Source organism: Rhodococcus sp. Leaf247 (genome assembly GCF_001426185.1).
In the GTDB taxonomy this organism is placed as follows: domain Bacteria; phylum Actinomycetota; class Actinomycetes; order Mycobacteriales; family Mycobacteriaceae; genus Rhodococcoides.
On sequence record NZ_LMRP01000001.1, the window covers coordinates 1222606 to 1248484 of the forward strand.

At 65.7% G+C, this 25879-nt stretch carries 23 protein-coding genes and 2 pseudogenes; 17 read left to right on the forward strand and 8 right to left on the reverse strand.

What is annotated here, in order from left to right; translation table 11 throughout:
- The first annotated feature begins 229 nt into the window (after positions 1-229).
- From ASG64_RS05865 to ASG64_RS05885, 5 genes are all read left to right on the forward strand, one after another.
- Complete coding sequence (locus tag ASG64_RS05865) at positions 230-556, forward strand: polysaccharide deacetylase family protein (RefSeq protein WP_056070915.1); 327 nt, start codon at positions 230-232, stop codon at positions 554-556.
- A gap of 35 nt (positions 557-591) precedes the next feature.
- Positions 592-1290 carry an SDR family oxidoreductase gene (locus ASG64_RS05870; protein WP_042574328.1) on the forward strand — a complete coding sequence of 233 codons (699 nt, stop codon included), beginning with the start codon at positions 592-594 and terminating at the stop codon, positions 1288-1290.
- A gap of 95 nt (positions 1291-1385) precedes the next feature.
- On the forward strand, positions 1386-1868 hold the full coding sequence (locus ASG64_RS05875) for an ester cyclase (RefSeq protein ID WP_235579499.1): 483 nt from the start codon (positions 1386-1388) through the stop codon (positions 1866-1868).
- Positions 1869-1913: 45 nt separating this feature from the next.
- Entirely contained in the window at positions 1914-2102 is a 189-nt protein-coding gene (locus ASG64_RS05880; protein WP_042574326.1) for a hypothetical protein, read from the forward strand.
- Positions 2103-2138: 36 nt separating this feature from the next.
- The gene (locus ASG64_RS05885) at positions 2139-3029 is read left to right on the forward strand and encodes a LysR family transcriptional regulator (protein WP_042574325.1); all 891 of its coding nucleotides are present in this window, start codon (positions 2139-2141) and stop codon (positions 3027-3029) included.
- A 280-nt stretch (positions 3030-3309) separates the two neighbouring features.
- Here the strand turns inward: ASG64_RS05885 and ASG64_RS05890 are convergent, their stop codons facing one another.
- Together ASG64_RS05890 and ASG64_RS05895 are read right to left on the reverse strand one after the other, a co-directional pair.
- Positions 3310-4035 carry a hypothetical protein gene (locus ASG64_RS05890; protein WP_056070921.1) on the reverse strand — a complete coding sequence of 242 codons (726 nt, stop codon included), beginning with the start codon at positions 4033-4035 and terminating at the stop codon, positions 3310-3312.
- Between the two features lie 112 nt (positions 4036-4147).
- Positions 4148-4900: a hypothetical protein gene (locus ASG64_RS05895; protein WP_156388262.1), complete on the reverse strand. Its 753-nt coding sequence runs from the start codon at positions 4898-4900 to the stop codon at positions 4148-4150.
- A 61-nt stretch (positions 4901-4961) separates the two neighbouring features.
- On the opposite strand from ASG64_RS05895, the gene ASG64_RS05900 reads away from it, so the two are divergent.
- Together ASG64_RS05900 and ASG64_RS21465 are read left to right on the forward strand one after the other, a co-directional pair.
- The gene (locus ASG64_RS05900; RefSeq protein WP_056070927.1) at positions 4962-5564 is read left to right on the forward strand and encodes a TetR/AcrR family transcriptional regulator; all 603 of its coding nucleotides are present in this window, start codon (positions 4962-4964) and stop codon (positions 5562-5564) included.
- A gap of 79 nt (positions 5565-5643) precedes the next feature.
- On the forward strand, positions 5644-5820 hold the full coding sequence (locus tag ASG64_RS21465; protein WP_156148857.1) for a hypothetical protein: 177 nt from the start codon (positions 5644-5646) through the stop codon (positions 5818-5820).
- Here ASG64_RS21465 and ASG64_RS05905 read toward each other — a convergent pair.
- Positions 5817-6338: a CGNR zinc finger domain-containing protein gene (locus ASG64_RS05905; RefSeq protein WP_042574322.1), complete on the reverse strand. Its 522-nt coding sequence runs from the start codon at positions 6336-6338 to the stop codon at positions 5817-5819. The genes ASG64_RS21465 and ASG64_RS05905 overlap by 4 nt on opposite strands.
- Positions 6339-6478: 140 nt before the next feature.
- Between ASG64_RS05905 and ASG64_RS22300 the strand changes: the two are divergent.
- The 4 genes and pseudogenes from ASG64_RS22300 (at position 6479) to ASG64_RS05925 (ending at position 11322) form a co-directional block, all read left to right on the forward strand.
- Positions 6479-8003 (forward strand): annotated as a pseudogene (locus tag ASG64_RS22300) (MFS transporter).
- Positions 7990-8529: a TetR/AcrR family transcriptional regulator gene (locus ASG64_RS05915; protein ID WP_056070932.1), complete on the forward strand. Its 540-nt coding sequence runs from the start codon at positions 7990-7992 to the stop codon at positions 8527-8529. The pseudogene ASG64_RS22300 and the gene ASG64_RS05915 overlap by 14 nt, the downstream one beginning before the upstream one ends.
- A gap of 308 nt (positions 8530-8837) precedes the next feature.
- Entirely contained in the window at positions 8838-10433 is a 1596-nt protein-coding gene (locus tag ASG64_RS05920) for an MFS transporter (protein ID WP_056070935.1), read from the forward strand.
- A gap of 58 nt (positions 10434-10491) precedes the next feature.
- Entirely contained in the window at positions 10492-11322 is an 831-nt protein-coding gene (locus ASG64_RS05925; protein ID WP_056070936.1) for an NmrA family NAD(P)-binding protein, read from the forward strand.
- On the opposite strand, the pseudogene ASG64_RS05930 reads toward ASG64_RS05925, so the two are convergent.
- Both ASG64_RS05930 and ASG64_RS05935 read right to left on the reverse strand, forming a co-directional pair.
- Positions 11319-12301, reverse strand: a pseudogene (locus tag ASG64_RS05930) (IS481 family transposase). The gene ASG64_RS05925 and the pseudogene ASG64_RS05930 overlap by 4 nt on opposite strands.
- Before the next feature lie 1179 nt (positions 12302-13480).
- Positions 13481-14926: an aldehyde dehydrogenase family protein gene (locus ASG64_RS05935; RefSeq protein WP_056070940.1), complete on the reverse strand. Its 1446-nt coding sequence runs from the start codon at positions 14924-14926 to the stop codon at positions 13481-13483.
- 235 nt (positions 14927-15161) lie between these two features.
- Between ASG64_RS05935 and ASG64_RS21470 the strand changes: the two genes are divergently transcribed.
- The 6 genes from ASG64_RS21470 (at position 15162) to ASG64_RS05965 (ending at position 22684) form a co-directional block, all read left to right on the forward strand.
- A complete protein-coding gene (locus ASG64_RS21470) occupies positions 15162-15995 on the forward strand; it encodes an IclR family transcriptional regulator (RefSeq protein ID WP_056070943.1) in 834 nt (277 codons plus the stop codon).
- A 112-nt stretch (positions 15996-16107) separates the two neighbouring features.
- Positions 16108-17061 (forward strand): acetaldehyde dehydrogenase (acetylating), encoded by a 954-nt coding sequence (locus ASG64_RS05945; RefSeq protein WP_056070946.1) that lies wholly within the window; start codon positions 16108-16110, stop codon positions 17059-17061.
- A complete protein-coding gene (dmpG, locus tag ASG64_RS05950; RefSeq protein ID WP_056070949.1) occupies positions 17058-18083 on the forward strand; it encodes a 4-hydroxy-2-oxovalerate aldolase in 1026 nt (341 codons plus the stop codon). The genes ASG64_RS05945 and dmpG overlap by 4 nt, the downstream gene beginning before the upstream one ends.
- Positions 18080-19621, forward strand: coding sequence for an AMP-binding protein (locus tag ASG64_RS05955; protein ID WP_156388264.1), 1542 nt, complete (start codon positions 18080-18082; stop codon positions 19619-19621). The genes dmpG and ASG64_RS05955 overlap by 4 nt, the downstream gene beginning before the upstream one ends.
- 10 nt (positions 19622-19631) lie before the next feature.
- Positions 19632-21911: a CaiB/BaiF CoA-transferase family protein gene (locus ASG64_RS05960; RefSeq protein WP_056070957.1), complete on the forward strand. Its 2280-nt coding sequence runs from the start codon at positions 19632-19634 to the stop codon at positions 21909-21911.
- Positions 21908-22684 (forward strand): enoyl-CoA hydratase/isomerase family protein, encoded by a 777-nt coding sequence (locus tag ASG64_RS05965; RefSeq protein ID WP_056070960.1) that lies wholly within the window; start codon positions 21908-21910, stop codon positions 22682-22684. The genes ASG64_RS05960 and ASG64_RS05965 overlap by 4 nt, the downstream gene beginning before the upstream one ends.
- A 3-nt stretch (positions 22685-22687) precedes the next feature.
- On the opposite strand, the gene ASG64_RS05970 is transcribed toward ASG64_RS05965, so the two are convergent.
- From ASG64_RS05970 to ASG64_RS05980, 3 genes are read right to left on the reverse strand one after another with little or no spacing between them, the layout of a single operon-like run.
- Positions 22688-24013 carry a M20 family metallopeptidase gene (locus tag ASG64_RS05970; protein ID WP_056070963.1) on the reverse strand — a complete coding sequence of 442 codons (1326 nt, stop codon included), beginning with the start codon at positions 24011-24013 and terminating at the stop codon, positions 22688-22690.
- Positions 24010-24996 (reverse strand): quinone oxidoreductase family protein, encoded by a 987-nt coding sequence (locus ASG64_RS05975; protein ID WP_200933421.1) that lies wholly within the window; start codon positions 24994-24996, stop codon positions 24010-24012. The genes ASG64_RS05970 and ASG64_RS05975 overlap by 4 nt, the downstream gene beginning before the upstream one ends.
- On the reverse strand, positions 24993-25868 hold the full coding sequence (locus tag ASG64_RS05980; protein WP_056070966.1) for an alpha/beta fold hydrolase: 876 nt from the start codon (positions 25866-25868) through the stop codon (positions 24993-24995). The genes ASG64_RS05975 and ASG64_RS05980 overlap by 4 nt, the downstream gene beginning before the upstream one ends.
- Between the last annotated feature and the right edge of the window lie 11 nt (positions 25869-25879).

The following is a 25879-nucleotide window of genomic DNA, read 5'->3' on the forward strand; positions in this document are numbered from 1 at the left end:
CTGACGAAGCCGTCCGTGGTCTTGGCCGGAGCGCGGTGGGATCGATTCGCACCGTCGATGGGTGCCAGAGAGAAAACGAACGAAGTGTGCGGCGTGGGTGCGTTCGCCGGTAGGAATGCAGAAGTCGATTCCGAAGGAACCTGAAAATCGTTCGTAAGACGGGCCTTTGAATCAGGGTCTGTCGGTGCCAGAGAGGCTCCGCAGCACACCTCCACGACAGGACACCACCATGACCACACACACAGGATTCTGGCCGGACGGGGCACGGACGGCCGTCACTGTGTCCATGCAGTTCGAAGCCGGCGGACAGCCCATCAGCGGTGCAGGCGGACCCATCACCGAGCCGGTGCTGGCAGGACTCCCCGACCTCGGACAGAACAGCTTCTACGAATACGGTGCTCGCGAGGGGGTACCGAGGATTCTGGACCTGCTCGACAAGCACTCCATTCCCATGACCTCGTTCATGATCGGTGGACCGAGATGCTCGGTATTCGTCATATCGATGGCACGTGACAGATCTATCGATTGTTCGCCGGGCACATCCCTGCTTCACTGAGAAATCCACGCACACAATGAGAAAGGGTCGTCCACATGCGGATACTTCTGGTCAGCGGCGCGTCGGGAATCGGCCGATCCATCGCAACGGCGGTTCTGGACAGCGGCGGTGAGGTGATTCTCGCCGGGCGCCGACCGGACACCCTCGACACGGCAGTGGCGGAACTGGGCCCGGGAGCGAGCGCCGTGACGATCGACCTCGCCGATGAGTCGACCATCGCACGGGCCGCCGCGTCAGTCGGGGCAGTGGACCACGTCGTCAGTCTCGCTGCCGACCACGCGAACGGACCGCTGGTCGACCTGGACGGTAGCGGCGTCCGAAAGGCATTCGACGCCAAAGTGATCGGACCTCTACTACTCGCTAAGCACTTCGCGCCCGTGATCCGCGACGGAGGGTCGTTCCTTTTCTTCTCCGGTGTCGCTGCGTGGAAGCCCGCACCCGGCCTCTCCGTGGTGTCCACGACGAACGGCGCGGTGGCGTTTCTCGTCGAGGCGCTCGCGGTCGAGCTCGCACCCACCCGCGTCAATGCACTGTCACCCGGAATCGTCGAATCCGGTGCCTGGGACTCGATGGGACCCGACAAGGACACTCTGTTCGCCGACACCGCACGCACCAACCCCGTGCGCAGAGTCGGTCGACCGTCCGACATCGCAGCCGCTGCGCAGTCGCTGCTGACGAATACCTTCGTCACCGGCGTCACATTGCACGTCGACGGAGGTGGACGGCTCGCATGAAAGGGCTTACAGCGATGTCGGCATCGGTGGCAACGGCGTTTGTGGCAACGGTCTTGGTGGCCTGCTCCCCCGTCAGGGCGACCACGGATGAGCCCGTGATCGATTCCTCGACCGACCTCGTCTCACCAGGAACGGTGAACGTCGGGGACGCACCGGTCACCGACCGCACCCGCCAGGTCGTACGCGTCGCGCAGACCCTGTACACATTCTGGAACACAGGAGACGCCGCGTACCTCGACGACGCTGTGGATCCCGGTTTCGTGGACAACACCCTGCCCCCGGGTCGCCCACAGGGCCCGGCCGGCCCCGTAGCGGCGTCCGTCACGTTCCGGGCCGCGGTACCCGATCTGACCTGTGAACTTGCGGATCTGTACGTCACCGGCGACACGTTCACGGCGCGGTTGATCTTCCGGGGCCACTTCACCGGCACCTACGGCGGCCGCGCCGGAGCCGGACAGCAGATCGACTTCGGAGCCATCGACATCCAGCACGTCGGTGACGACCGCATCGTCGAGGACTGGCACCTCGAAGACAACCTCACCTTCCTTCAGCAAGCAGGGATCGTCCCGGTCGGTTGACCGAGCCAGCCACCACCGACAGCACTCTTCGAAAGGAACCAGCGTATGAGCATCGACCCCAGAATCAAGATGACCGCAGGCATCATCATGGCCGCGATCTCCTACGTCGTCGCCGTCACCAACTTCATCGACGGCGACGTACGTTCAGGTCTGATCCTCACCCTCATCGGGATCTTCTTCAGCACGGTTCTCGTGCAGACGATCGGCCGTTTCGTGGCTGACAAGTCCCGCTGACGGCACCCGTCCCCGACCGTCGCTTACCCTCGACCGATGCCGACCCTGCGTGCCCTCGAGTGCTTCGTCGCCGTCGTGGACGCCGGTTCCGTCACCGCCGGGGCGGCGCAGTTGCATCTCTCCCAACCTGCGTTGTCCCATCAGTTGGCGTCGTTGGAGTCCGACATCGGCACCGCACTGCTGGACAGGCTCCCTCGCGGGGTCCGTCCGACTCCCACCGGCCGCGCGTTGCTCGCCGATGCTCGGGTCGCGCTGGCGGCCGCCGACCGAATCCTGCGGACCGGTCGGGCTCTGGCGGAAGGAAGCGAAGGTCGCCTGCGCCTGGCCTGCGCAGAGAGCATGACGGTCCCTGTCCTCGCCCCGACACTGCGTAAGTGGACGAGGAAGTATCCGCACATCGGGTTGGATCTGACCGAGTTCACCAGCGCCGACGCCATGGCGGACGCGATCTCGAACGGCGACATCGACCTGGCGGTCGGCCCGTCCCCCACCCAGTTCGCCGGCGTCATCCATGGCATCGGTGCCGAAGACGTCGTCGCCGTCGTCCCCGAGGGACTGGATCTCGCCGATCTGCCGGCAATCACGTGGGCAGATCTCGCCGGCGCTCCGATCGTGCATTACCACCGTGCGAACGGTCTGCGCGGGTGGTTGGACACCATCGCTGCAACTCACGACATCCATCTCGACACTGTCACCCTCACCCGAAATGCCACCACGGCAGCCCAACTCGCTCACGCCGGACTGGGTGTCGCCCTCGTACCGAACACTGCACTGCCGGCGCGCTTCGCCGGCATCGTTCGACCATTGAGGCCGGCGCTGCAGCGGACGGTGGTCGTGATGACAGGGATCACACCGGACGCTTTGACGCGCCGGTTCGTCGACGATCTGCTGTCGCGAGGAATGGGCCCGCGGAGCGGCCAGGTGTAGTCGGGCAGCCGACCCGCGCTGCGAGCCGGGACTGTTCGGGGCAAGCATCGCCGGTCCCACGTATTCGCCGCGTCGGGAGCCCTCGACGGTGGGGCGTCCCCTCCGTACGAGGTCACCCGCGCCAAAGCTGTCGGACTCCGCGGGCGGGGTTGCGAGCAAGTCACCACCAGTGTCGCCGTCGTGGCCTGACTCCACGAAACGAAGACTGTGCTCGGGCAAGGACTGCGAGCAGATGCAGATCGACCGAAGACACGCCGCGTTCCGTCGGTCGGACGGTCGGCTAGGTGTTCGCGTGGACGATCCAGTTCGAGAACTCGCACGCGAGGTGCCAGCGGTGGCCGGCGATCATCGTCCACAGGGTCGGGAATGGGAACTCGACTGTGAGGCGGGCCTCGAAACCGTCGGGGGTGTCCCGGAACTGATGCCGAACTCCTCCGATCGGTTGTCCGTTGCCGGCGAGGGCGACTCCTGCGATTTGATGTGGGAAGGTCTGATCGATTGTCGTGACGAGTGAGCTGATGTCCTGGTAGTCGATGCGGAACCGGGCCGCGAGTGGACTTCCTCCGGGTGTCTCGCACACGTCCTGTCGCCCGTCAGGTGCGGTCCGGATGACGAAGTGGTCTGGGCATCCTCGAAGCAGTGCTGTGTCGTCGCCGGACTGTGACGCGTTCTCGAACCACTGCACGAAGTGGCTCGCTCCTCCCCCTGCAACTCGGAGGTCTACGGTGCTGGTGCGTCGCCGCGTAGTGACAGCCGACTGCAGGCGTGCTGTACGGTCGGCCCAGCGAGTCTCTCGCGCGAGGCGTCGGGTGATTCCGTCCTGTCCCAGTTCGAGCTTGCGGCGTAGGAGTTCCTCTCGCCGGACGCCGATGTGGCCGAGCGACGGAACCGTGACGCCGAGTTTGTCGGCGGCGGCAGTGATGCGTGCGCCCTCCCAGCGAAGTACCTCGGCACGCGGAACGTGGCGTCCGTCGATGACGGTGTCGATTCGGACGCTCTCGGTCATCGCTGCCCTCTGGTGGTGACGCGGCCGGTCCGGTCCGGGATTCGACCCACTCTGGACGTTCGCAGGTCATGAGAAAAGCTGCGTTGGGGCCGTCCGGCATCCTCGTGCGCAGTCATGCGGAGAGTGCGCCGGTCCCGGTGTGATGAGCGTGCAGAACGGGGATGACGTCCTCGGATCGGCCCGTCTCCTCGATGTTGTGCCGTATCCAATGATCAGCGGTGCGCGCCGAATACATCAAGGGTCGAACCAGATTGGCGAGACGGCCCGCGCGGGTGGGGAGACCGATGACCGTCTCGGCGTAGAAGCGCAGACCGCCACGTTCGGGGCTGTACCGGTGCAGCACATGCCCGACTGTCCGTCCGAGCATGCGGATCTCGAAGGTGAACTCCGCATCGTCGAGGTCGGTGGTGACGACGGTGGCACTGATCCGGTCGCGGTAGTCGTTGAACCGTTCGTCGATACGGGTGCGTGCGCCGACGGCGAAGCCGGTGCTCACGGTCGAGGCGCCCAGGTCTGACTCATCGCAGTCCACAGGAGCACCGCGGTCGAGTGGTGTGACGGCGATGTGGTCGCGGTGGTGCCAGAGGTGGTAGTGGCTGACGGCGGGTCCCGAGAAGTCCACGCCGTTCCAGGTCGTGCTGTCGGCAAGGTGTTCGAACCACCATCGCATCATCTCGGGAGTCACCCCGCGGATGGTGTCGTGCTCGATCTGCACTCGCACCATACCGTTGCTGCTACTCACGTCGACCCATTTGGCCGAGGACACCGGCTTGAACGGCAACCGCTGCGCACGGTGCAGCGCCGACCGTGCGAGGAGACGACCCCGGCGCAGGTCATCGAGATCGTCGACTGCCGGACCGGACATGGCCATCTCCTTGCTCGGTTCTCTACGAATGTAGAACTTCTACGAATGTAGTGTGAACGGTATGGAGACCGCAAGAGCCAAGGCCGCCTCTCGGCGACGACGCGACATCGCTGACGCCGTCATCGCCCTTCTCGCCGCGAAGGGTTCTCGCAGTGTCACCCATCGAGCCGTGGACCAGCACCTCGACCTCGCCGAGGGTTCGACCAGCGCGTACTTCCGAACGCGGGTCAGTCTGCTGACGGCCGCCGCGCAGCGTCTGGCGCAGCGCGACCGGTCCGCAGTGGACGCGTTGACCGCCGATCTCGGTGAGAACGCACGTACGTCCACCTTCGCGGAGCTGCTGGCTGCGATCGTCGACGAGTGGACAACAGTGGACGCGGCACCTCGGCAGCTCGCGCGTCTCGAGCTGCAACTGGAGGCGCGCTCTCTCCCGGACCTTGCCGACGCCTTCGCCGAGCTGCGGGCGGCGTTCGTCGACTCGGCACGTCTGCTCATCGCGCTGCGGCAACCCGAGCTCGACGACCACTCGGCGACGGCATTGGCCGGCGTCATCGTCGCGATGGTGGACGGGCTCGTCGTCGACCGCCTGCTTCATCCGGCCACGGCAGTGTCGACGCAGGCATTGCCGGCGGCGATCGCGAGCCTGGCGGCATCGAACTGGTGACACCACCGGCCCACCGCGCGGCGGAGCACGCCTGTTGTAATGGTTGAACTGTACTGACGCATTGCATCAGGCTGCGGCCATGAGCATCTCGCAGGAAAAGTGGTCCACGGTGTCGACGCACGAGAGCAGCGACGGAGTCGTGCACTACGAGCGAAACGAAAGTGGAGTATGGCGGGTGACGTTGGCCGCTCGCGCAGCCGATCGCGATGTGATCGGCGGCGTCACTCCCGAGTCGAGTCGATCCGTGATCGGCTAGCGCTGGGACCGGTGACGTCGGACGGCGTCTCTGTTGCCGCACCGTGCGGTGCAGTAGCTGCGTCGACCGTTCCGACTGGTGTCGACGAAAGCCCGAACGCAACTCGCTCGCGCGCACACCCCCAGGCGATGGCCGTCCGCCTCCACCGTGAACAGCGCCAGACCGCCTGCGGTCACCGCCATCACTCGCCCGACCACATCGTCGTCGTCGGGCGTGAAGTGCAGATGCGGGCGCAGGCCGTCATGGGTCGTCAGGTGCACGTTGGCGACACCGTCGACGAGAAGAGCGTTGATCGTCTCGCACCGTGACGCTTCGTCCGCCGCGGCGAACACGGTCCGCATCCGAGCCGACCATCGGCGCAGCGCCACGAAGGTCGACTTGCTGATCTCCACCCGGCGGATCGAGTGCTCGAGCAGCAGCGACTCGACATCGCTGCCCGTCGGCTCGTCGCCGCTATAGAGGTTGACCAGGCCAGCGGCCAGGAACGCGCCGGTCATGTTGTCATGGTCGAACTGCACACGACAATTGCACCACGCGGTGGCGCCGCGAGGCGGGTGGCGCCGATCCGCGTGTTTGGGGACCCGCCCTCAGCCTGTTACTATACTTTTTGTACGGTTACGGAGCAGTGCTCGAGAACGTGAAATTCAGGGGTGCAGGTGTGAGCTCGACGCGGCGATGGGCAGTACTGGCGACGGTGGCGGCGGGTCTGCTGCTGATCACACTGGACAACTCGATCCTCTACACGGCGCTACCGACGCTCGTCGACGAGCTCGACGCGAGCTCATCGGAAAGCCTGTGGATCATCAACGCCTATCCGGTGGTCATGGCGGGTCTGCTCCTCGGAGCCGGGACGCTCGGGGACCGCGTCGGGCATCGCCGAATGTTCGTCATCGGGTTGTGCATCTTCGGCGCGGCCTCGCTGATGGCGGCGTTCTCACCGAGTCCGGTCCTGCTGATCGCCTCGCGTGCTGTACTCGCCGTGGGAGCTGCAGCGATGATGCCCGCCACGCTGGCGTTGATCCGCGTCACATTCGAGGACGAACGCGAACGCAACATCGCCATCGGTGTTTGGGGAAGCATCGCGGTCATCGGAAGTGCCCTCGGACCCATCGTCAGCGGCCTCCTGCTCTCCCAGTTCTGGTGGGGGTCGGTGTTTCTGATCAATGTCCCGGTGGTCTGTGCTGCTCTGGTCGCCACCACGTTCCTCGCCCCCCGCAACGACGCGGACCCCTCCAAGCAGTGGGATCTCCTGTCCTCGTTCCTCGCGTTGGTTGGCACTGGCCGGTCTGGTCGTCGCCATCAAGGAGATCGTGAAAACCGACAACTCAGCGGCGACGGCGACATCGGCGGCGGCGATCGCCGCGGTCGGTGCAGCCCTGTTCGCCCGTCGCCAGGCACGGTTGCCCTATCCCCTGCTGGTCTTCGGCATCTTCCGCAACGCAGCCTTTCTCTCCGGAGTGTTGGCGGCGGGTTTCGCGATGTTCACCATCGGCGGCGTTCAGCTCGTCACCACCCAACGGTTCCAGCTGGTCGCGCAGTATTCCCCGCTCGACGCCGGGATCCTCGTGGCCGCCATCGCGTTGGGTTCGCTCCCCACGTCGATCCTCGGCGGCGCGGTCGTCCACCGAACAGGCCTGCTGCCGCTGATCAGCGGCGGTCTCGCTGTGAGTTCCGTCGGAGTGCTGACGGCAGTGCTGACCTTCGACGGCTCGGTCGTCGCGTTCGCGGCCGCGTTGGTCGTCACCGGTATGGGCCTGGGTGCTGCGATGGCAGTCGCCTCGTCGGCCATCATCGGCAACGTTCCGGTCAGCCGCGCAGGGATGGCCTCCTCCGTCGAGGAAGTGTCCTACGAGTTCGGGAACCTGACCGCCGTCGCACTCCTGGGATCACTGGCCTCGGCAGTGTTCACCTCGACCGTCGTGCTCCCGGACGGCGCCGACCCCGAAGCGCGGGAGAGCATCGACGGCGCACTCGCAGTAGCCGAACAGAACCGCGATATCGGCGAGGAACTGGCCCGCGCCGCCGGTCAGGCCTACGACACCGCGTACTCCACGGTCATGATGGTCGTCGTGATCGTTCTCGCCGCCGCGGCGGTCGGCACCGGCGTGCTGCTGCGTCGACACGGACCGGGGTCTGACGTCGTCGCCGCCGACAGCGAAGGGGCTGGCCATGCGACCCAGTAAGAAGACGAGCATTCTCGACGCAGCCGCGCGAGTCGTGGAGAAGGACGGTATCGCGGCCGTCACCTACGACAGCGTCGCCGCGGAGTCCGGTATCACCAAAGGTGGACTGGTGTATCACTTCCCGTCCAGGGAATCGCTGATCACCGCTCTGCACCACCACCTCGCCGACGCCTGGGAAGCAGGAATGGCCGCCGCGGCCGGTCGAACACCCGATCAGGCCACCGACACCGAGCGGCTACGCGGATACGTCCGCGCCGCGGTGACGAGCGCGACCCGCGCCGAGATCCTCTTCCTGCTCGAAGGTGCCACCACCACCGAGCACGCCGCCCCGTGGAACACCGTCCTGCAGCGCTGGGTTCCGCACGCCCCTGGCCCTGAGGCGGACGCTGGCGACGTCGATCGGTTCATCGCTCGCCTGGCTGCCGACGGACTGTGGATGTACGAGTCCCTGTCGTCGGACACTCTCGACCCCGAGGTCCGCCAGAAGATCGCCGACGCGATCTCCGAACGCATCATCGACCGCTGAGCCCCACGATGCCTGAAGACCCGGAACGCGGCCTACCGGTGTCCGCAGAGCTGCTCGTCGTATGACATGTATCGCGCCGGCAACCCTCGACACCATCGTGAGGCTGTGTGCAACGAAAGGTAACGCCGCGGCCGGCATGACTTCACCAGCACTTATTCTGGTAAGGGCATAGTCCAGAACTGTTGTCAAGCAACATAATTCGACTTCGCTCACGTTCACTCGGCTTGAACCGGCCCCTCATACGAGGCTAGTTTCGACGTTCAGAACAACTCGTTCACTTTCACAGACAACACCATTGGGGGTGACGCGTGACAAACGCGTCCGCACAGACTTCGGCCGGTTCCACATCGGCCTCCGATCCCAACTACGAGCGACGATGGCTGGTCCTGGTCATCGTCGCCGTGACCCAGCTGATGATCGTCTTGGACGCGACCATCGTGAACATCGCCCTCCCGCAGGCACAGGCGGATCTCGCCATCACCGACGGAAACCGGACCTGGGTGGTCACCGCATACGCCCTCGCGTTCGGCGCACTTCTACTTCTCGGCGGCCGCATCTCCGACTACTGGGGCCGCCGCAGGTCGTTCGTGGTGGGGATGTCCGGATTCGCAGTCGCCTCGGCCGTCGGCGGACTCGCACAGGAATCCTGGCAACTCTTCGTCGCCCGAGCAGGACAGGGCATATTCGCAGCACTGTTGGCCCCCGCCGCGTTGGCGATCCTGACCGTCACCTTCACCGACCCCAAGGAGCGAGCCAAAGCCTTCGGCGTCTTCGGCGCCATCGCCGGCGGCGGCGCGGCCGTCGGTCTACTGCTCGGAGGAGTTCTGACCGAGTACCTCAGTTGGCGCTGGTGCCTACTGGTCAACGTTCCCGTCGCCGTCATCGCGGTCGTCGCGGCAATCGTGGTGGTGAAAGAGAGCAAGGCCGACGGTGACACCCGCTACGACCTTCCCGGCGCCGTCCTCGTCGCACTGGGTCTCGGGTCGCTGGTGTACGGGTTCACCCGAGCGGAGCACGGCTGGGGTTCTGTGTCCGCGGTGTCGTTCATCGCGATCGGCCTGGCGCTTGTGGTGGCGTTCGGATACGTCGAAGCGCGCTCCGACAATCCCCTGCTGCCGCTCAGCGTGCTGTTCCACCGGGACCGCGGGCCTGCGTTCTTCGCATCGATGATGGTCGGAGCAATCCTGGTCGGTGCCACCCTGTTCCTGACGTTCTACTTCCAAATCGTGCTGCAGTACAGCCCGATCATGGCGGGACTTGCGTCCATGCCGATCACCGCAGGAATATTCGTGACCGCGGGAATCGCATCGGCCCTCCTGCCTCGCTTCGGCCCTAAACCGCTCATGTCGGTCGGTCCGGTGATCGCCGCAGTCGGCTTGCTGCTGTTGACGCGCATCGGCGTCGACTCCTCTTACTGGGCTTCGGTGTTCCCCGCTTTGATCCTGGTCGGACTCGGACTCGGACTGCTTATCATCCCCCAGCAGAACGTCGCGCTCATCGGCGTCGCCGACCACGATGCAGGCGCAGCGAGCGCACTGGTCAACGCGACGATGCAGGTAGGCGGCGCGCTCGGAGCGGCGATCTTCACCTCCGTCTACACCTCCGGGAAACAGACCTTCCTCACCGACAATCCAGCCCCCACCCCACCGGCGACCATGCCAAGCCCCGCGGCGTCGATGAAGCAGGTCCCCTCCGACCAGGAACTCGCTGCCATGCCCGAGTCGATGCGCGACTTCGTCCTTGCGAGCGTTGACCGGATCTTCCAGGCGGAAGTAAACGCTTACCACACCGTGTTCGCCATCGCCGCGGTGTTCATCGCCCTCATCTCCCCGGTCGTCGTTCTGGTCGTCCGAGCCAAAAAGGACGACCTCCCGGCCGGAGACGTCGTCGTCCACGCTGGCTGATCCACCACGGGGTAGCTCCCCGCCCAGCTTCATGCACACAAAGAGAGAAGAGACGCACATGGCAAACACGACAGTGTTGGTGACAGGTTCGACGGGAAAGACCGGCCGGCGCGTCAGTGAGCGTCTACGACAACGTGGGCACGACGTACGCGAGGCGTCCCGATCCTCCAGACCGTCGTTCGACTGGCAGGACCACAATACCTGGCCGCCCGCACTCCACGGCGTGGACGCCGTCTACGTCGTCATCCCCGACCTCGGTGACCCGGCAGCGGTCGAGACCACCCGCTCCTTCGCCGCCCACGCCGCCGCAGCCGGGGTCCGCAAAGCGGTGATGGTGTCGGTGCCGATAGCCGGAACCGACGACTCCGCAGCAATCACCGACACCGAGAAGGCCTTCACCGCCGCCGGACTCGCACTCACCGCGTTGCGACTGCGGTGGTTCAACCAGAACTTCAGCGAGGACTTTCTTCTCGACTCAGTGACCGTCGGCGACATTCGCGTACCCGCCGGCGACGGGCGCGAAGCATTCGTCGACGCCGACGACATCGCCGACGTCGCAGTCCAGTGCCTGCTCGACGACGTCCACGACGGAAGGTATTACGAACTCACCGGACCAGATGCGTTGTCGTTCAAAGAAGTCGCGGCAATTCTCACCGAGATCACCGGACGCACCATCACCTACAGCCCGCTCAGCGCCGCCCAGTTCATCTCCGAGCAAGAGGCGTCCGGGGCGCCCACAGATTGGGCGCACGCCCTCACCGGTCTGTACTCCAAGATCGCTGACGGGTCACTCGACTCCACATCCACCGACATCGAGGCGGTACTGGGAAGACCCGCGCGTAGCTTCCGCAGCTACGCAACCGCCACTGCACAGGCATGGACGAGCTAGCTGTTCTTCGCGGGGAGGTTGTGGACGGTGAGTCGCTCGATGGGTGACTTTCCGTCGATGCCTGTGTGGGGTCGGTGGTGATTGTAGTGATGGACCCAATCCTGGTAGGTCGCTGCGCGGGCTTCGTCGGAGAGGTAGGTGTGGGCGTAGGCCCATTCCTGGTTCAGGGTGCGGTTGAACCGTTCGACTTTGCCGTTGGTCTGCGGTCGGTAGGGGCGGGTCCGCTTGTGCACCACAGTTCCGAGCGCTTCGGCGAACAGTGCTGGGCGGTAACAGGATCCGTTGTCGGTGAGCACTATGGCGATGGTGACGCCATGCGCTGCGAAGTACGCGACGGCGCGCCGGTAGAACCCGGCGGCGGTCTCCTTGCGTTCGTCACCGAGGATCTCGGAGTAGGCGAGCCGGGAGTGGTCGTCGACGGCGTGGTGGACGTACGCGTATGCGAGACCCTGTTTCTTGTTGTGCCGGTTTCCGATCGTGCGGCCGAACTTGCGGTGCCCGCCGCCGTCGGGAATCCGGCCGGGTTTCTTGATGTCGACGTGCACCAGATCGCCGGGGGTGGGGTGTTCGTAGCGTTGCGCCCGCGGTCGGCGGACGGGTAGTCCGGTGTTCTGGTCCAGGTGGGACAACAAGGGCATCGCGTATCGGCGCAGTACTGCTTCGACGGTCGAGCGGGCCAGGTGCAGGTGGTAGGCGATACGGTGCGGTCCCCACCGGTTGGTGAAGCGCAGCGCCACGATTCTGTGTTCGGTGCGTCTCGGTGTGCGCGCGGGGCTGCGGCGGGGCCGGCCGGACCGGCCGACCGGTCGATCATCGCCGGCGCCCCGCCGGCCCGGTACCGGTCGGCCCACTTCGATGCGGTGGCGGGTGAACACTGGAATCGTTCGGCGGCGCGGCGGACTGTCCAGCCGGCGTCGACGATGGTGCGCGCCAGGTCCAACCGTCCCCGCGGCGTGAGGTAGGCGTTAGCGTGTGTCATGAGGGCCTCTGGTGGTCGGGGTGTGTGTGGTAACCACACCGATACCGGAGGCCCTCCCTCATCGACTCACGCCACGCCGTTCACAACCTCAGCAAGAACTACAGCTAGTCACCTCGACGGGACCTGCCCAGCGATGTCATCAGAGCGTGCGTATCGTCGGCGTGCCGACACGCCGTGGCCCCAGCCGTATGCTCGTCACGGACACCGACGCCGGTGTCGCGTGGGTCGTAGGTCACCAACGGTCGATCGGTGATGTGCGCGGCACGTGGTGATATCGCGCATCAATCGGTGATCCGATGAGCGTCGGGTTGCACCCGAGTTCAGTTTTCGTGGACGTCGTTGGAAATGGTGGCGCCGGGAACAGCGAGCGTGTGTAGTCATGCGTGTCGAGTCGACTAATGTCCACTGTCGAATCCCTCGCCGGGACTGAGTGGAACCTCCGCGTCGCCGCTTCGTTCAATGGCTCGGAAAACGTGTTGGAGAGTGATCGCACGAGTTCCCGGGCGTCGCGATGTGGCCAACGGCTGCCATCTTGCTGGTCGAACGCCGAGGCGCAGCGGTCAGTCCACTCGGGTCCGTCCCACGTCCACGCCACCCGTGACAGAACGCGAAGCGAGTTGAATCCCCCCGCAGAGGTCCATGGACTGTCGCGGACTTTTCTCATCCGAAGCCCACCCACGTCCCCCGTCCACCCAAGTCCATCCAACGAGTTACGGATGAGTTGTGACAACTCGTGACATCGAGCCGAGTTTCGCAGGTGACAGGACACCCCTGGACCGTGGCGGACCTGCACGGACGTATCGCTGAAGTGGTGAAACGAATGGTCAGAACGAGCTATCTCGAAGCATTTCTGCTGGTTCAATCCCGAAAGGAGGCTCTCGATATGCCCCTGAACCGAAGACCGCTCGCTTACAAGGCTTCGACGACCCGATCAGGTGGATTCACCTGGACTCCTTAAAACCGGCCTGAGCTGCACATTCGTCCACCACCGTCCGTGTCGGCCCACCTCCGTCCGTCCCGACTTGTGACACTCTCGTGACACCGAGAGCATGCCCGTTCACGAAGCCCTGGTCCGTATTGCGTTGCATCGCATGGTGATTCCCGATGGGAAAGATCGCGAGGTCAGGCATCGCACACACAGAGCAGAGTCGACTGACTGGAGTTCACGCGATCGGTCGATCACCCGAGATTGATGAACGTCGTCTTGGTCTCGGTGTAAGCATCGATCGAATGCGAGCCGAATTCACGACCCCAGCCGCTCATCCCGAAGCCGCCCCAGGGTGACGCGGGATCGATCAAAGGCAGCTGATTGACGAACACCGTTCCGAAACGCAGTCGAGGCGGGAGCGCGAGAGCCGAGTGGAGCTCCTTGGTCCACACCACCGCGGCGAGTCCGTAGTCGGTGTCGTTGGCGCGCGCCACGACCTCGTCCTCGTCGTCGTATTGCATGACGGCGAGAACCGGCCCGAAGATCTCGTCTCGCGCGATCACCATGTCGTCACGGACGCCGGCGAATACCGTAGGAGCGTAGAAGAATCCGTCGGCAAGGTCACCTCCGACGCGGCCTCCTCCGGTCACCAGTTCGGCCCCCTGCGAGCGACCTGACTCGACGTAGGAATGGACGCGATCAAGGTGTTCCTGCGACACCAACGGCCCGACGACGGTCGACGGATCCGATCCATGTCCGATCGGTAGTGCATCGGCCGCGGCGGCGATCTTCGCGGTGAACTCCTCCGCACGTGAGCTGTGCACGAAGAAGCGGGTATATGCACCGCACGCCTGGCCGGTGTTGAACAGTGCGCCCTGCAGATTGCCGGCCACCGCAGCATCGATGTCGGCGTCGGCCGTGATGATGCTGGGTGCCTTGCCCCCGAGTTCGAGCGACACCCTTTTGAGATTCCCGGCCGATGCGCGGACGATGTGCTGGCCGACCTCGGTGGAACCCGTGAAGGACACCTTGTCTACGCCGGGATGCGCCACCAGCGCCTTACCGACCTCGGGCCCACCGGTGAGCAGGTTGACCACACCTGCGGGCACTCCCGCTTCGCGGCAGAGTTCCACCAGCCGCACAGTCGAGAGCGGGGTCTGCTCCGCGGGCTTCATGACCACCGCGTTGCCAGTGGCCAGGGCCGGTGCCAACTTCCACGCAGCGATGGCCAGCGGGAAGTTCCACGGTGTGATCAACGCGCAGACCCCCACCGGGACTCGCTGCTGGAAACTCAGATTGCCGGGAATCGACACCGGCGACACCGTGCCCTCGATCTTGGTCGCGTATCCGGCGTAGTACCGGAACACCTGCGCGGTCAGCGGCAGGTTGACGCCGACGCTCATGAAGGACGGCTGCCCCTGATCGGCAGTCTCCAGCGCGGCGATCTCCTCGGCGTCACGGTCGAGCAGGTCGGCGATCCTCCACAGCAGTCGGCCGCGCGCATCCGGCGTCATGTTCTGCCAGTCGTCGGATTCGAATCCGGTACGCGCCGCCGCCACTGCGGCGTCGACGTCGGCACCGGTGGCCTCGGAGAATCGGCCGATCACCTGATTAGTCGCCGGGTTCACGGTCTCGCCGGTGCGACCGTCGGACGCGTCGACCCACTCGTTCGCGATGAGCAACTGTGTGTTGTGCATGGTGTTTCCTCAACATCTCGTTCGACGAGCGCCGTCTCGGGCTTGTAGCGGCCACTGTCCCAGCGAAAGGACCCAGAGACCCTCGGGCGTATCGGTCAGCGAACCGACTTCCGAGACCCACCGCTGTGAACAGTGTGTTCCGGTCGTGTTGCCCGGCTGGACTTTATTATCCATCTGGATAATGATGGGTGTGACAGGGAGCACACTCCCTACCGAGCACGCACTGGAGGCAACTATGTCCGAGTCGGCACACACTTTCGACTCGGACGACGAGTCGTTGCTCACCCCCCCGAATTCGGTTCTGGGCAAGGCGTTCTCGATCCTGTCGGCCTTCGACGGCGAAAGCGAGTCACTACGCCTGGTCGACCTGTGTCAGCGCAGCGGTGTGCCCAAGCCGTCCGTGTATCGCCTCGCCCAGGAACTGGTGGACCTGGGCCTGCTCGAACGTGTCGGGTACGAGTACCGCATCGGATTCAGCGTGTTCGCCCTCAGCCAACGCGCCGGAAGCACGTCGCTGCTGCGACGGGTGGGTCGCCCGGTTCTCGTCGACCTCGTCGCATCGACACGGGGGACCGCCCACCTCGCCGTCCGGAAGGGCACGCACACGTGCTATCTGGAGAAACTGGGCGGCACACGCAGCGTGCACTCACTGTCGCAGGTCGGCGGCAGACTTCCCCTTACCTGCACGGCGTCGGGAAAGCTCCTGCTCGCCATGGCACCCGATACGAACGCGCTTCTTTCCCAGCTGGTCGACAGTGACCTCCCTCGTCTCACGACGCAGAGCACCCGCGACCTGCACGCCGTCCGCCGCGAGATGGCCACGATCCGGACACAGCGACTGGCCACGGAACGCGAGGAGGCGCTTATCGGGTACAAGAGCTTCGCCGTACCCATCTACGATTCCGGCGACAATGCCATCGCGGCGCTCTCCCTCACGGTTCCCGTGGATCACGCCGGAGACGCCGCACTGGTCAGTGCACTTCGAGGTGCCTCGCACGCGATCACACGGCAGCACACCCGCGCGGTCATGAGCATGCCCACGACATTCGGCGCCTTGCGTCCGGCATAGGCACGTATCGCTCAACGGACCCGGATCACGCCTCGTTCGTCGATGGACTGTGAAGCTGACGCCGTTCTGCCACAGGGGCGGTGACATCGCAGTTCCGTGAGTGAGGTCAACCATGACAAACGCCGTAAGGGTCGCCATTATCGGATCCGGCAACATCGGAACCGATCTGATGGTGAAGATTCGACGCTCGCACGTACTCGAAATGGGTGCCATGGTCGGGATCGATCCCGAGTCGGACGGCCTCGCGCGTGCATCTGCACTCGGCGTACCCGTCACTCACCGTGGCGTCGAGGGACTGATCGGCCTCGACGGGTTCGACAACATCGAGATCGTGTTCGATGCGACGTCGGCGAAGGCACACGTGGCCAACGCCGCCAGGTTGCAACCGCTGGGCAAGACGATGATCGATCTGACCCCCGCGGCAGTGGGGCCGTATGTCGTTCCCGCGGTCAACCTGGACAGTCACGTCGACGCGCGGAACGTCAATATGGTCACCTGCGGCGGCCAGGCCACGATACCGGTGGTCGCCGCGATCAATCGCGTCGTCCCCGTCGCCTACGCGGAGATAGTCGCGTCGATCGCGTCGCGGTCCGCTGGTCCCGGAACCAGAGCCAACATCGACGAGTTCATGGAGACCACCGCCGCCGCCATCGAGTCGGTCGGAGGCGCCGCTCGTGGCAAAGCGATCATCGTTCTCAACCCCGCCGAACCCCCGCTCATCATGCGTGACACCGTCTTCGCTCTCGTCACGACCGACAACAGTGCCGGCCTGACCGAACGAGTGCGTGATTCCGTTCGCGCCATGGTGGCCGACGTCGCCGCGTACGTGCCGGGCTACCGACTCAAACAGGAGGTTCAGGTGACCTCTGTACCCGACGATCAACCGGTGGAGACTCTGCTCGCCGATACATCGACACCACGACCCACACACCAGATCTCGGTCTTCCTCGAAGTCGAGGGTGCAGCGGACTACCTCCCCGCCTTCGCGGGCAATCTCGACATCATGACCTCCGCCGCCATTCAGGTGGCCGAGCGAATCGCGACCCGGAAGGTGGCCCTCCGATGAGCACGTCCATCTACGTTCAGGACGTCACCTTGCGTGACGGCATGCATGCCGTCCGCCATCGGATGTCTCCCACCGACGTCGCCAGGATCGTGGTGGCTCTCGACAACGCCGGCGTCGACGCGATCGAGGTCGCACACGGCGACGGTCTGGCGGGGTCGTCGATCAACTACGGCCCGGGTTCGCACAGCGACTGGTCCTGGTTGGAAGCAGCCGCCTCCGTGATCGAGCGAGCCACGCTCACAACTCTCCTCCTGCCCGGCGTCGGTTCGATACACGACCTGAAACGGGCGTACTCCCTCGGAGTCCGGTCGGTGCGCGTGGCCACTCACTGCACGGAAGCAGACATCTCCGCTCAACACATCGCGGCCGCTCGCGAGATCGGCATGGATGTGTCCGGGTTCCTCATGCTCTCTCACATGGCGGAACCGAGTGACCTCGCGGAGCAGGCCAAGTTGATGGAGTCCTACGGGGCCCACTGCGTGTATGTCACGGACTCCGGCGGCCGCCTGACCATGGGTGAGGTCGCAGCGCGAGTACGCGCCTACCGCGACGTCCTCGAACCGACCACGCAGATCGGGATCCACGCGCACGAGAATCTGTCTCTCTCGGTCGCCAATTCCCTCGTCGCCGTCGAGAACGGTGCATACCGGGTGGACGCATCACTCGCCGGGCACGGTGCAGGCGCCGGAAATTGCCCCATCGAGGCGTTCGTCGCAGCCGCGAATCTGACTGGGCTCCAGCATGGTAGCGATCTGTTCGCGCTGCAGGATGCCGCGGACGACATCGTCCGTCCTCTCCAGGATCGGCCGGTTCGCGTGGATCGGGAGACTCTGACCCTCGGCTACGCCGGCGTGTATTCGAGCTTCCTCCGGCACGCCGAATCGGCCTCGACCGCTTACGGAATCGACGTGCGAGATCTGCTCATGGAGTGCGGACGCCGCGGGTTGGTGGGTGGCCAGGAGGACATGATCATCGACATCGCGCTCGGCCTGGCGGCCGGGAGACAAGCACAGCCGGCGTGACTCCTCCAAGCTCCTTGGCCGAGGCCGTCGAGCGTCGTGCGCACGCCGACGCGGACGGTGAGGTCATCCGTCGCGTCGGCGGGTCGTCGATGAGCGCCGGGCTGGTGCTGGAGAACGCTGTCGACATGGCGGGCTCACTTGCGACGCTCGTCGGGTCCGGTGATGTCGTCGCGACAGCCTGCCCGTCGGGACCGACCGCCGTGACGCTGACGACGGCACTCTCCTGGCTGGGAGCAATCGAACTACCGATTCCCATCACACTCGAGTCCCGTGTCGCGGTTCGACTGATGACCGCTGCAGGGTGTGTCCTCGTCGTCGCCTCGACGGATCGGCTGAGCGCCGAACTGCACTCGATCGACCTCGCCGGCGCTGTCGGGATCCCCGTCGTCACGGTCGACGGGCGATGGGACGGACTCGCAGCGCTGTCGGACCGGACCGGCCCCCGCCCGTCACGCCGCCGGACGTCGAGAAACGATCCCGCCGCGATCATGGTCACCTCCGGCACGAGCGGGCGGCCCAAGGGCGCACTGCTGTGCAACGGTGTCGGCCTCGGTCAGTCCGCACGTGTACGACGAGCCATGCAGTACGACTCTCGTGACGTGCTCCTCAATGTCTTTCCGTGGCAACATGTCAACGCCCGACACGCCGCCTTCCTCCCCGCGGTCGAATCCGGGGCTCGACTCGTGGTGGACGACTTCTCCGCGCGTCGGTTCTGGCACACGGCACGCGAGGAGAACGTCACTGCCTTCAACTTCATGGGTGCAGTGTGTGCGATCCTGTTGCGCGGGAACGAGAGCGATGACGACCGCGCCCACAGCATCTCCCGCGCCTACGGAGGACCGGCACCGGAGTGGATGTGCCGGGAAGTGTCCCGACGGTTCGGTGTCCAACTGCGTCAGGCGTATGCGTCGACCGAGCTCGGCGATGTCGCGACCACCGGCAGGCTCGTGAAACCGGGTGCGGCCGGGCAGATCGTCGCCGACTATCGGGTTCGCGTGACCGCCGATGACGGCAGCATCCTCGAAGACGGCCTCACGGGTTCACTGGAAGTGCTTCCCCGTAGGAGTGATTCGACGTTCACCGAATACGTCGGCGAGCCGGAGACGACTCGACAGGCGTGGCGTGATGGCTGGTTCGTCACCGGTGACCGTGGACGACTGGTGGACGGCTGGCTCCACTACGAGGGGCGATCGGCCGACACCATTCGGCGGCGAGGACTGACCGTCGACGCCGAGCACGTCGAACGGGTGGCGTCCGTCCACCCCGATGTCGCACACGCCGCTGCAGTGGGGGTGCCGTCCGAGCTGACGGAGGACGAGGTCCTGTTGGCGGTGGTCCCGCACGTCGGACGAATCATTCACCCGGCCGACCTCTTCCGGCATTGCGCTCGCGAATTACCCCGCCACGCCGTTCCCCGCTACATCACCATCGAGACGGACCTGCCCACGTCGACCGGCACGAAGCTCGATCGCCGTGCCCTGCGCGATCGTGGTCTGCCGACCGCAGCGTGGGATGCCGAGGCGCCACACCATGACTAGGAGCACCACTGTGTCCGTCGAACCTCTCCGCGTCCTCGACCTGACCGATCGGCTCGGCTACAACGCCGCACGTATCTTCGTCGGCCTCGGCGCCGATGTCGTCCGAGCGCCTCGGTCGGACGAGTCCGACTCGGCAGTCGACGATGTTCACTGGCACGCCGGGAAGAGGATCCTGCGACACTCCGCAACCGAGCTCACGCATGCAGACTTGTGTTCGTTGATCACCGAGGCCGATGTCGTGCTCGAGTCCGGCCCGGTGTCGACGCTGCGAACCCTCGCTCTACGGGATTCGCAGCCGGCACTCTGGAGCCCGATCGTGCACACCCTCATCACACCGTTCGGACTGTCCGGACCACGACGCGAGTGGCTCGGGGACGACACCGTCATCACTGCGGCCGGCGGCATGGCATGGCTGTGTGGTGACGCGGGTCGGGCTCCCGAGGCGCCACCCCGCGAGCAGGGCACCCAACTCGCCGGTACGCACGGCGCCATCGGCGCCCTCCTTGCCCTGATCGCGCGGCGGCGCACGGGGACAGGCCAACTAGTCGAGATCTCCGCGCAGGAAGCCGTCGCCGCCACTCTGGAGATCGGTGCCATCTCGTGGATTCACGGCCGGACGATTCCCGCGCGCACCTCGGGGGTCTACGGCCATGTCGCTCACCGGGTGTTCCGAGCACGGGACGGATTTCTCGGCGGTGGCTACTCCGGATCACCCCGCATGTGGGACGACTTCCTCACCTGGATGATCGACGAGGGCGAAGCCGAGGATCTTGTCGACGACCGTTGGCGGGACACCGATGTCCGGTGGCGCGAGCGAGCGCACGTGGACGCTGTGGTCGCGCGATTCACCGGCCGCCGCTCGGCCCGGTCCTTCGCCGAGGAGGCGCGGCGCCGCGCTCTGCCGTGGGCCGAAGTGGCGAGTGCTCACGCTTTGTTGGACAACCCTCAACTGCTGGACCGGATGTTCTTCGCCGACACCGGCGAGAACGGCAGTATCCGGGATGTGGGATTCGGCTGGGAATCACCAGCTCTCCCCCGCCCGATACGTCTGGCCCCACCGCTCGACGTCTCGACCGACGACGCATGGGCGACGGGATCCCCTCGATCCGCCGGCGCGGGCCGCGGAGACCATCGGTCGGAAAAAACGTCGCCCGGCCATGCCGGTGCGCTGGACGGCGTTCGCGTATTGGACCTCACGTGGGTGTTGGCCGGGCCTTATGTCACCAAAGTCTTCGCCGAACATGGTGCGGACGTCCTCAAGGTGGAGTCCTACCACCGGAAGGACCCGACTCGTTTCGCGCCGGGAATGCGGCTGCGCCCGGGTGCCGACTTCGACGAGAGCGGATACTTCCTCAACTTCAACCGCAACAAGCGAAGCATCGCCCTGAATCTGAAGACGGACAGCGGTCAGGCTCTTCTGCGCCGACTCGCTGCGGACGTCGACATCGTCGTCGAGAACTTCAGTCCGGGTGTTCTCGCGCGATGGGGTCTCGATTTCGACCGACTGCGCGAACTCAATCCGCGCGTCGTGTTGGTGTCGATGGCGGGTGTGGGCCAGACGGGACCATGGCGCGACGCGGTGACGTTCGCCGACACCCTGGCCGCCATGTCGGGGCTGACAGCGGAGACCGCCCGCCCGGATCGGGACCCACAGGGGCTGACGTTCGGACTGGGCGACATGGTCGCGGCGAACTCGGCCGTGATCGGTGCGCTCGAGCTCCTCCACCGCGGGGAGGGCGGACACGTCGACCTGTCTCAGCTCGAGGCAATGGCATCTCATCTGGGTACCGCCGCGGCCGAGAGCCAGCTGCCGACGGAATCGACGGACGATATCCCTGCTCGCATTCTCCGTTGCCTCGGCGACGACCGGTGGATCGCGATCGGCGCGAGTGCACCCGACACACTGCACAGCGTGGCATCCGACCTCGGGTTCGGGACCGACCACGATCCGATGGAGTCGCTGACGAGGGCGGCCGCGCAGATGGACGCCGACTCACTCGCAGAAGTCTTGCAGGGTCGGGGAATTGCTGCGTACGCAGTCCGCGACGGGCGCGACCTCGTGGAGACGGATGCGCAGCTGCGTGACCGCCGCTTCTACGTCGATCTCGAGCATCCGCTCGCCGGCCCGGTCGCTCACGAAGGACTCGTGGCGCACCTTTCCGACACGCCGGGAAGCCTGCATACCTCCGCTCCCCTGCTGGGCCAGCAGACGGACGACATCCTCCGCGAGCGACTGGGACTGAGTCCGCAGGAGCTCGCCGACCTGCACACCGAAGGAGTACTCACATGAGCACTGGACCCACCGGCCACCGTTACGAGCGCGACGGGGACATCGTCACCGTGGTCATCGACCACGGGCCGATCAACATCGTCGACCCGGACCTCATCGAGTCGCTCATCACGCACCTGCCGTCGGTACTGGACGACCCGACGGTGCGGTGCGTCGTACTCCGCGGGAAGGGCCGGATATTCGTCGGCGGCGCGAACCTACGCGTCATGCATCGCCTCGATGCCGACACCTACCGCGAGATGCGGCGGTGGGTAGTGGTTCAGCGCCTGCTGGAACTGGCACCGAAACCGGTGATCGCCGCGTTGAACGGACATGCGTTGGGCGGAGGAGCAGAGTTGTCGCTCGCGTGCGATCTGCGAATCCTTCACGCGGACGCCCTGTTCGGTTTCCCCGAGACCGACCTGGGGATCTTCCCCGGTGCAGGCGGTTCACAGCGCCTGCCCCGACTGGTCGGCCCCCACCGCGCGAAGCGTTTCATCATCGACGCCACCAGGTTCACCTCGGAGCAGGCACTCCGAGAGGGTTTGGTGGACCTCGTCGCCGGCGAGGACTTCGAGGAGGTGGTCGCACGGGAGGCCCGGCGCCTGGCTCAGCGCCCCACAGCCACGATCGGTCTGGTCAAATCTGCGATCGACCAGGGCTGGGACCTTCCGATCGACGAGGCCATGTCGGTCGAGGAGCAGCACGTTCTGGCAAACCTCGAACTGGACGACGCGGCCGAGGGAATCGGAGCGTTCCTCGACAAGCGCACTGCGCTGTTCGAGGGGCGCTGAGCGTCACGTCGTTCGGTGGTCGATCTTGGTGGGAAGAAGGAAGACGGTACGGATCAGGATCTCGGCCAACCGCCGCATGTCACCGAGGTCGACGAGGTTCATCCCCCGCGTGAAGTCGATATCCGAACCATCGGGTAGCGCAGTCACTTTCGGCATTCCGACCCGAGCTGTCGGCACGCCGCGCATGCGCAGGATATTGGCGTCGGTCGCCCCGCTGTTGTCCATGGTGACCGCGTGGGGTGCACCGGACACGGTCTCGAACGCGTCGACGGCCGCCAGGACAACCGGCGAGTCCGGCCGGGTGTGCGTCGCGGGGATGGCCGCCACTTGTCGTGCCGACACCTCCACTCCGAGCTGTTCGCTCACACCGTCGAGCATGGCGCGCACGTCCCGCAGCACCGTGGCCGGAGTCTGTCCGGTGGTCAGCCGGAGATCGAGCCGGAGCGTCACGACCGCAGGGGTCGACGCCGCCAACCGTTCGAGTCCGCCGTTGATCGACGAGACGATTCCTTGCGGTGTCATCGTCGCGTGTCGGTGGCGATGCGCGTACTCCTCTAGCCAGTCCTCGAGAGCGATGGCTACGCGGCCGGCGGAGGCGACCGCATTGCTGTACGGGATTCGGTGCCGGCTGCCGACGTAGGTGTGCCGACCGTGCACGGTCACGTCGATCCATACCAACCCGACCTCCTCGTGCAGAACGGTCCACCCGGGCTTGGCTATGACGGCGAAGTCGGTGGTGTGACCGCGCTCGAGCATGAACCCCGCACCCACCCCGTGACCGGTATTCGTGCGGTCGGGCGCGCCGATACCCGACACCGCGAAACTCGGCATGCCGCCGGCTCCGAAGCCCCCGACGACATCGCCGGGTGGAGTGACGCCGGCCGCGTGCAACGCGTGCACCACGGCCAGCACCACAGCGCCGTGGCCCTTGGGATTACCGGCTCCGAGTCCCTCGACGATGTCGCCCGAGACCACCGACCGCGCAGCGAGATCCGGCCGCCACCGCGCAGCGGCACCGGGGATGTCGAGCGCGGGATCGCCGGTGGTGAACGTATCGATCGGGGCGTAGAGCAGAAGCGATGGTCCGTCACCACCGGAAACAGTGGCGACGGCATTCGCCTGGCTCCCGTCGATTCGTTGGACCTCGGCATCCACTCCCGCTGCCGCCAGGTCCGACGCGATCCACTCGGCCAACGGTGCCTCGCCGCCTGTGGGGCTGGCGATGTCCACCATCGCGCGGACGGCAGCGAGCAGACGTTCACGAGTGACCTGAGCGAGAACGCGCTCGACGGCCTCGTCGGCAGAAGGCCTCGTGCTCTCGATCGTCACGTCGGCAGGACGACCGCTCGGCCGCGGACCTTTCCCGCACTCAACTTGTCGAGCGCTATTCCGGTCTCCTCCAACGTGAAGTCCTCGAAGTCGAGAGTCAGCTCACCCGCAGCCAGCAGAGCGGCGAGTTCCGGGACCGCGGCACGCGCCGACTCCTCACGCCGAATCATGTTGACCGGCAGCAGAGCAACGTCGTCGAGCAGCCAGTTCGACAGACCGATCGAGACATCGTTGCCGGCAACGTATCCGATCGACACTGCGCGGCCACCGGGACGAACCCACCGTGACCTGACGACCAGGTTCGACCCACCCAGTGTGTCCACCAGCAGGGTGGCCGGGCGCTGTTCGGTGAGTTCGGCGAATCGCTCGTCGTCGTCGGCGACCACAGCGGTGGCCCCGTCCGCGACCCGCGACGCCTGCTCGTGATCGGCCACCAGGGCAGTCACGGTCGCCCCGTGTCGCAGGGCCAACTGGGTGACCATCGAGCCGACGGCCCCGGCGGCACCGGCCACGATGACGTGCTCGTCTGCAGCGCTGCCGACGTCGGGCAACCAGGATCCGAGTCGCCCGACGTCGACGAGTGCGGTGTGCGCGGTCGTCGTCGGGACCCAGAACGTCGCAGCGACCTCGGGTGAGAGACCGTGGGGCACCTCGACCAACGCCTTGTCCTTGACGACCACGTACTCGGCCCAGGTCCCGTTCTTGAACAGACCGAGACCACCGCCGCGCAGGACCACCTTGGTGCCTGCGGGGAAGAGAGCCGACTCGACGACGACGCCGCTTCCCTCCACGCCACCGGTGTAGGGCAGGGTCGGCTTGATGCCGAACTCACCACTGGCGACGGTGACGTCGAGGTGCGCCACCGAGGCGGCCTCGACGCGAACGAGGGCTTCCCCCGGGCCGGGGGTCGGCACCGGGACGTCCTCGACGACCGGTGCCTGTCCCCACGCGTGGACCCGGGCTGCTCGCATCGCCGCACTCATGCGATCGGGTGCTTCTCGAGGAACGCCAGACTGGCCGAGTTGTACTCGTCCGCGTGCTCACGCTGCGGCCAGTGGCCACAGTTGTCGAACAACAGAAGCTCGGATCCGGCGATGTTCTGGTGCATCGCCGTCGCTTCCGGAATATCCCCGAACGGGTTGTTGCGACCCCACACGACCAGGGTAGGAACGGTGATCTGCGCGAGGTCCTCGGGCGTGAGGATGTTTCGCATGCGGGTCTCGAGATTCTGCAACGACAACAGGTTGTCGATGCCGGCGACGAAGTCCGGCTGGTGATAGATGGTGTGGCGGACCGACACCAGTTCCTCGGTCGCGTTCGCCGGATCGTGCATGAGCAGCTGCATACGGCGCCGGGTGAGCTCGACGTCGTCCGTCTCGACGGCCTTGCGGGTACTCGTCCGGATGCGGTCCATCACCTCCGGATTCGCAACCGTCCCTCCGGCGGCGATCATCTGCAACGAGGCGACGCGGTCGGGGTTGTCGATCGCAGTCCGACCGCCGACCCACCCACCGAGCGATTCTCCGCCGATATGCGCCTTGTCGATTCCGACGGCATCGAAGTACGCCAGAAGATGATCTCGGTAGCGCGGGATCTCGTAGGGGTAGTCCGGCTTTCCGGTGTAGCCGTGGCCGAGCATGTCGATCGCGTGGACGGTGTAGCGCTCCGCGTGCGGCTTGATGTTACGGGCGAACGCTTCCAGGTGGCCACTGGTGCCATGAAGGAACACGACGTGCTCGGCACCGTTGCCGGCCCTGAGTGATCGTGTGGGGATTCCACCCGCGTTCACGGTGCTGACGCTGAAGTCCAGCCCCGCGAGCTCTGTCCAGATCGTCTGTGCGAGTTCTTGTGTCATGATCGTTGCTC

What these genes read in the sequence shown, in the direction of transcription:
- ASG64_RS05865 (WP_056070915.1), top strand. Translation starts at nt 230, where the DNA reads ATGACCACACACACAGGATTCTGGCCGGACGGGGCACGGACGGCCGTC.
- ASG64_RS05870 (WP_042574328.1), top strand. Translation starts at nt 592, where the DNA reads ATGCGGATACTTCTGGTCAGCGGCGCGTCGGGAATCGGCCGATCCATC.
- ASG64_RS05880 (WP_042574326.1), top strand. Translation starts at nt 1,914, where the DNA reads ATGAGCATCGACCCCAGAATCAAGATGACCGCAGGCATCATCATGGCC.
- ASG64_RS05885 (WP_042574325.1), top strand. Translation starts at nt 2,139, where the DNA reads ATGCCGACCCTGCGTGCCCTCGAGTGCTTCGTCGCCGTCGTGGACGCC.
- ASG64_RS05890 (WP_056070921.1), bottom strand. Translation starts at nt 4,035, where the DNA reads ATGACCGAGAGCGTCCGAATCGACACCGTCATCGACGGACGCCACGTT.
- ASG64_RS05895 (WP_156388262.1), bottom strand. Translation starts at nt 4,900, where the DNA reads ATGTCCGGTCCGGCAGTCGACGATCTCGATGACCTGCGCCGGGGTCGT.
- ASG64_RS05900 (WP_056070927.1), top strand. Translation starts at nt 4,962, where the DNA reads ATGGAGACCGCAAGAGCCAAGGCCGCCTCTCGGCGACGACGCGACATC.
- ASG64_RS21465 (WP_156148857.1), top strand. Translation starts at nt 5,644, where the DNA reads ATGAGCATCTCGCAGGAAAAGTGGTCCACGGTGTCGACGCACGAGAGC.
- ASG64_RS05915 (WP_056070932.1), top strand. Translation starts at nt 7,990, where the DNA reads ATGCGACCCAGTAAGAAGACGAGCATTCTCGACGCAGCCGCGCGAGTC.
- ASG64_RS05925 (WP_056070936.1), top strand. Translation starts at nt 10,492, where the DNA reads ATGGCAAACACGACAGTGTTGGTGACAGGTTCGACGGGAAAGACCGGC.
- ASG64_RS05935 (WP_056070940.1), bottom strand. Translation starts at nt 14,926, where the DNA reads ATGCACAACACACAGTTGCTCATCGCGAACGAGTGGGTCGACGCGTCC.
- ASG64_RS21470 (WP_056070943.1), top strand. Translation starts at nt 15,162, where the DNA reads ATGTCCGAGTCGGCACACACTTTCGACTCGGACGACGAGTCGTTGCTC.
- ASG64_RS05945 (WP_056070946.1), top strand. Translation starts at nt 16,108, where the DNA reads ATGACAAACGCCGTAAGGGTCGCCATTATCGGATCCGGCAACATCGGA.
- dmpG (WP_056070949.1), top strand. Translation starts at nt 17,058, where the DNA reads ATGAGCACGTCCATCTACGTTCAGGACGTCACCTTGCGTGACGGCATG.
- ASG64_RS05965 (WP_056070960.1), top strand. Translation starts at nt 21,908, where the DNA reads ATGAGCACTGGACCCACCGGCCACCGTTACGAGCGCGACGGGGACATC.
- ASG64_RS05975 (WP_200933421.1), bottom strand. Translation starts at nt 24,996, where the DNA reads ATGAGTGCGGCGATGCGAGCAGCCCGGGTCCACGCGTGGGGACAGGCA.
- ASG64_RS05980 (WP_056070966.1), bottom strand. Translation starts at nt 25,868, where the DNA reads ATGACACAAGAACTCGCACAGACGATCTGGACAGAGCTCGCGGGGCTG.